The 6,000-nt window shown below is 46.9% G+C and carries 5 protein-coding genes; 1 reads left to right on the forward strand and 4 read right to left on the reverse strand.

The window, feature by feature from the left end; genetic code table 11:
* Positions 1-248: 248 nt before the first annotated feature.
* Complete coding sequence (locus D8Y20_RS10445; protein ID WP_121543470.1) at positions 249-2,669, forward strand: acyl-CoA dehydrogenase; 2,421 nt, start codon at positions 249-251, stop codon at positions 2,667-2,669.
* A 349-nt stretch (positions 2,670-3,018) separates the two neighbouring features.
* Here D8Y20_RS10445 and D8Y20_RS10450 read toward each other — a convergent pair whose 3' ends face one another.
* From D8Y20_RS10450 to D8Y20_RS10465, 4 genes are all read right to left on the reverse strand, one after another.
* A complete protein-coding gene (locus D8Y20_RS10450) occupies positions 3,019-3,396 on the reverse strand; it encodes a hypothetical protein (RefSeq protein ID WP_236075395.1) in 378 nt (125 codons plus the stop codon).
* Between the two features lie 96 nt (positions 3,397-3,492).
* Positions 3,493-4,227, reverse strand: coding sequence for an outer membrane protein assembly factor BamD (locus D8Y20_RS10455; protein WP_121543474.1), 735 nt, complete (start codon positions 4,225-4,227; stop codon positions 3,493-3,495).
* 9 nt (positions 4,228-4,236) lie between these two features.
* Positions 4,237-5,004, reverse strand: a complete 768-nt coding sequence (gene pgeF, locus D8Y20_RS10460) for a peptidoglycan editing factor PgeF (protein WP_121543476.1) — start codon at positions 5,002-5,004, stop codon at positions 4,237-4,239.
* On the reverse strand, positions 4,997-5,971 hold the full coding sequence (locus tag D8Y20_RS10465) for an RluA family pseudouridine synthase (protein WP_121543478.1): 975 nt from the start codon (positions 5,969-5,971) through the stop codon (positions 4,997-4,999). Before D8Y20_RS10465 ends, pgeF begins: the two co-directional genes overlap by 8 nt.
* Between the last annotated feature and the right edge of the window lie 29 nt (positions 5,972-6,000).

A 6,000-nucleotide genomic window follows, 5' to 3' on the forward strand; every position in this document is an offset into this window, starting at 1 on the left:
GGTACAATAGTTTTCCATGTTTCAATGATCGTTCTTTTTGCTCCATTACATTCATATTGAGTGCTGTAATACAATGCTTTTGATTTTCTCTGCGTAACTCTGCGTACTCCGCGGTGAAAAAATACTGAATCATGATAATAAAACAAAGGATAATTTAGTGCGATTGCCTTATTCGGATTCCCTTTTTTTCTGGGTGTTTGAAAGAAATAGGCATATGCTAAAGACCAACAAGCTCTAGGAGGTCACCGATGTTCTGGATTTTTATTGCGTTATTATTCTTGGGAATGCTGTTTTTATTAACCAGAGAGAAGCTCTCTTTACGCAGTTGGCTGGCAGGCTTTGCCCTGTTCGATCTTGTTTTACTGTTCAATGGTGAGTTGAGCGGTGCCGTAGTGACTGTTCTCATGCTTATGATTATTGCCTTGTATGTGCTGTTCTGTGTTGATGATGTACGTAAAAAGTGGATTAGCTTGCCACTGAAAGCTTATATCAGGCGATCATTGCCGCCGATGTCAGCAACAGAAAAAGATGCTATTGAGGCCGGTTCCGTATGGTGGGATGCGGAGCTGTTACAGGGTAACCCGGATTGGCGCAAACTGCTGGATATGCCAGCGCCGGTATTGTCTGCAGAAGAGCGGCTGTTTCTCGATGGGCCTGTCGATGAGCTCTGTTCCATGCTGGATGACTGGCAGATTAATCATGTAGAGCATGATTTAAGCCCGGAAGTGTGGAACTTTATTAAGTCGAATGGCTTTTTCGCAATGATTATCCCGAAAGCATATGGTGGGCTGGCCTTCTCCGCATATGCACATTCGCGCGTGATTCAGAAAATCGCCAGCCGAAGTGGGGCAACAGCAGTTACCGTGATGGTACCGAATTCCTTAGGGCCTGCTGAACTGTTGATATCCTATGGCACGGATGATCAGAAAAACCATTATCTGCCGCGTTTGGCCAGTGGTGAAGAGGTGCCATGTTTTGCCCTGACGAATCCGGATGCCGGATCAGATGCCGGTGCAATTCCGGATACAGGTATTGTCTGTAAGGCTGAGTTTGAAGGTGAAGAAACACTGGGTCTGTTGCTGAATTGGGAAAAACGATATATCACCCTTGGCCCCATTGCGACGTTGCTAGGTCTGGCTTTTAGGGTCTATGACCCCGATCATCTACTGGGTTTGGAAGAAGATCTTGGCATTACCTGTGCACTGGTTCCTACCAGCACGGCCGGGATTGAGATTGGTCGTCGTCATGATCCGCTGAATATTGCTTTTCAAAATGGTCCTAATCGTGGCACCAATGTCTTTATTCCCATGCACTGGGTCATCGGTGGACAAGATATGATTGGTAAAGGCTGGCGCATGCTGGTTGAACGCTTGTCAATTGGACGTGGTGTTTCGCTGCCCTCATTAAGTAGTGCGGCAGGTAAAATGGCTAGTGACAGTACCGGTGCTTATGCACGTCTGCGGAAACAGTTTAATACGCCAATCGGGCGTTTTGAGGGGGTGGAAGAAGCCCTCGCTCGCATTGGTGGTATGACCTATATGATGGATGCCACGGTGCGATTGACGACCTCAGCCCTTGATGCAGGGGAAAAGCCAGCTGTATTGACTGCAATATCCAAACGATATCTGACTGAATGTATGCGACAGGTCATTAATGATGCCATGGATGTACATGGTGGCCGTGGTATTTGTATGGGGCCATCAAATTATCTGGGGCGCACCTATCAATCGATACCTGTCGCGATTACGGTGGAAGGTGCAAATATTCTGACGCGTAGTTTGATTGTGTTCGGTCAGGGAGTGATGCGGTGTCATCCCTATTTACAGGATGAAATCACAGCGGCTGATATGGATGGAGATGAAGGTGTAGCGCGTTTTGATCAAGCGTTGATGGGGCATTTTGCATATACGATAGCAAATGTGTCGCGGGCACTGCTGTTTGGGCTATCAGGTAGCCTGCTCGCACCATCACCCGTGGATGGTGAAACATCCCGTTATTACAAACAGATTTCCCGTTTCAGTGCAGCTACATCTGCGATGGCTGATGTGGCATTACTGGTTTTAGGAGGGGAGTTGAAACGTAAAGAATGCATATCCGGTCGATTTGCTGATGCGCTGGCCTACCTCTATCTAAGTTCAGCAACATTGAAGCGTTTTGAGGATGACGGTCGCCCGGAAGGTGACTTGCCGCTAGTACACTGGGTATGTCAATACAGTCTGTTTCAGGTGCAACAGGCGCTTGAAGGTGTGATTCGGAATTTTCCTGTGCGATTGCTGGCCTGGAAAATGAGGGTTTGGGTGTTTCCACTGGGTTGCCGTTGCAGGCTGCCTGATGATCACTTACAACACCGCGTAGCGCAGATGCTGATCGAACCATCGGTTTCGAGAGATCGTTTGGTGGCTGGTGTTTATGTGTCAGATTCAAAGGATGATGTAATAGGGCGACTTCATCATGCTATGAAAATATTGATGCAGGTTGAACCGATAGAGCGCAAGTTACGCAAGCAAAAGCAGGTTTACAGGTCTGATCAGGCATATGACGCATGGCTTGAGATATTAGTGCAGGAGAAGGTCTTGAATCAGCAAGAAGCAGATTTGTTGTCAGAGTCGCGTGAGTCTGTCAGGCAGGCTATTATGGTTGATGATTTTCCTGCGGATGAGTGGGGTTGATCTGGGTTGCGACTTTTCACAGGCCGTGTTTGCGCAAGCACAATCACCTTGTACCCCAGGGCAATCGCATTAAAATACCCTATGTTTTACAGCTTATTCAGTATTTTCTACCGCAGTCCGCCAGGGGAGTCTCTCTTGCACAAGTGTAATTCACCTTCAGGACCAAAGTTTCGCAAGGTAAGTCAAAGGCGACCCTTGTAAAAGTAGATGTATTCACCAGATAACTATAGTAAGTCCTAGGCAGGAAACCTAATATATTAAAATAAAGGGGTTTACTCTGCGAAACTTTGCGTCCTTTGCGGTAAATTCTGTTGTTATCTATACTTTGTGAAACCTGCGTCCTAGATGGTTATAAGCCGCCACTGATTTTCCAGCCATCGCTTGTTTTGCTTAAGGTAATGCGTTCGCGCTGATTTAGCTGTCGCCAGGTGCCATCTGCTTTGACCCTGAGCAAGTAACTCTGTTCACATTCGGCGCTATGTTCATCAAGCATCCTGATGACCCGATTGCTGGATGTCATTTCAGTTTCTTCAAATTGAGCGAACAGTTTGTTCATTTTACTAACGATATCAAATTCACTTTGTCCGGATTTATCATGGTAGTCTGGTAGCAGCAAAGCATCGTAGCCTCTGATATTATGGGTGCTAACGGCTATATCGCGCGCATCCAGCAAGGCATTGATGGCTTGTTTATCATAATCACTGCAGGCTAAAAGATTGAACAGCATAAAGATGCTGATGGTAAGAATATGATTCCTGTGTGAAGTGAAAAAACGCATTATCTGAGAATGATAGAGTGCTTATAATAGAATAAGGTGCGGCAGCTACAGGTATTGCTCAGATTTTGAGCTCCATGGGCTATTTGGGTGGTTGTGTTTGAGGATCATGGCTGTTTGACGCGCATCTCGTTTTAACCCCATCTTGGCATAGGATGCAGCTAGATAATACAGGGCTTCTTCAATAGAAGATGTAGTTTGATACAAGCGTACCAATTCTTGAAAGCGGTTAGCTGATGCAACAAAACGATCATGGTCGAAATAATATTTTCCAATAATCAGTTCATGCTCAGCTAGTATGTTATATAGCGATTGTAGTCGATTCTGCGCGCTTTCAGCATATGCGCTTTCCGGATGCTCTTTGATGAGGCGTTCAAAGGCACTTATCGAAGATTTATACATGCTGATATCTTTTTCTGCTGAAGTCCGTTGCTGATAGTAGCTCATGGCCAGCATGTATTTGGCATAATCAACATTTTTATGGGTGGGATGACGATCAATAAAGCGGAGGCTCATGGTTTCAGACAGGACAAACTCATTGCCTTTGTAAGCAGAAAAAATACGCATCAGCTCTGATTGAATGGCCAGTTTGCTGTAAGGGTATTTTGAATCGAATTTTTCCAGTCTTTTGGTGGCCATGCCAAATTCACCTTCTTCAATCAATTGCTTGGCGTGGGCGTACTCTTGATCAGCATTATCGCTGAAATCCTTATCGTTAGAAGCACAGCCACTGAGAAGAGCAATGATGATGAATGGAAATATAGGTAAGCGCATGAAGTTCATCGGCGCAGTTTACGGTTTAGATGCGATGGCGACAACGGCAATGTGACGACCCGTGACGCCGGCATCTCGCCTGAATGAAAAAAATTGCGCCTTATCGCATGCTGTACAAGCGTTGATGCATTCAATATTGCCCTCGCTCAGACCGGAATCAAGTATCTGTAAACGATTGATCTGACGCAAATCTGCGTGGTCGTTTACAAAGCTTTCTGCTCCAATAACACTATTTTTTAACGCAGTAGCAACATCTGCGCCGATGTTGAAACAGCAGGATCCAATGCATGGGCCAAGTGAGGCGAGTATATGTGCACTGCTGGCTCCTCGATTGAGCATGGCCTGGACGGCATGTTGAACAACGTTTGAGGCTGTGCCTCGCCAGCCAGCATGTACAGCTGCAGTAATGCCGGTTGCAGGATCTGCAAGCAGGATAGGAAGGCAGTCTGCGGTGCGGATTGCAAGTGGTGTGTTGTGCTGACTGCTTAATAAGATGTCTGCCTCAGTGCTATGCATATAGCCGGGGCCGTTACACCACAGTGTAGCAATCTGATGCGTTTGAATGGCCTGATGAGGTGGGCCTGGAATATCAGACGAGTCGAGCAGTCTATGCAGGTTATGTTCTATATTGGCATCCGGATCACCCAGCCCTGAACCAAAGTTCTGGCTATCAAATGGAGCGGGGCTGATGCCACCGCTTCGCGTAGTGAAAATGCCGCGGATGCCGTATCGGTTAAACAGTTTAGATTCAATAAAGGCCGATCGGGTTACCGAAAGATTAGCCATAGTTCTCTTGAAGTGACTGAGAGAGCCGGTTTAGATCTTCAGGAAGAGGCGCACGGAAACTTAACGCTTCACCACTGACAGGATGTTCAAATTCGAGCAGTTCAGCATGCAGCGCTTGTCGTTTGAGTGCAGTAATGGCGCTGTGTGTTGGGTCAGGGATGTTGGAGGCCGGGTTGTAGCTGCGTGCATAGACCGGATCACCAAGGATTGGCAGTAGTTCGTGTGACAGGTGCACACGTATTTGATGGGTACGCCCGGTATGTAGCGTTAAACGCAGCCGACTAAACGGACCGAACAGTTGTTCTACCTGAGCATTGGTGATCGCTTCCTTGCCGTTGGGATTCACAGCCATTTTTTGACGATGTTGAGGGTGGCGGGCAATAGGTAGTTCAATACATTTCTGTCGCCAGCGGGGGTTACCTCGACACCAGGCAATGTATTGGCGGTTTAAATTGTGCTCTGCAAACATCTCACTGAGTTGACGATGAGCAATTTCACTTTTGGCCACAACAAGACTGCCAGAGGTGTCTTTGTCCAGACGGTGGACGATGCCCGGGCGTTGCATGCCATTGATGCCTGATAATGTGTCGCAATGAAACAGCAGAGCATGAACCAGCGTGCCACGATCATGGCCATGGGCCGGATGTACCACCATGCCAGCGGGCTTATTGATGACAATGATATGTTCATCTTCAAACAGAATATCGAGTGGTATATCTTCAGGTTCGAGATTCAATATTTCGAGCGGCGGGATGTGCACATTATATGTATCGTCTTCAAAAACACGTAAGGAGGCTTGCTGCATGATTTTGCCAGAAATATTACATACGTGGCCACTCTTCAGTAGTTGTTGAATGTGGTTGCGACTCAGGCCACTCAGGGTTGCTAAAGCCGCATCCAGTCGCTTTCCATCCTGAGCTTCCGGGATACAGAAGCTCAGGATGTTATGGCTTGATGCGCTGTTCACTCAGTTGCTTCAGCTGACTTGGCAGTAGT

Source organism: Mariprofundus sp. EBB-1 (assembly GCF_003665155.1).
Lineage (GTDB): Bacteria > Pseudomonadota > Zetaproteobacteria > Mariprofundales > Mariprofundaceae > Mariprofundus.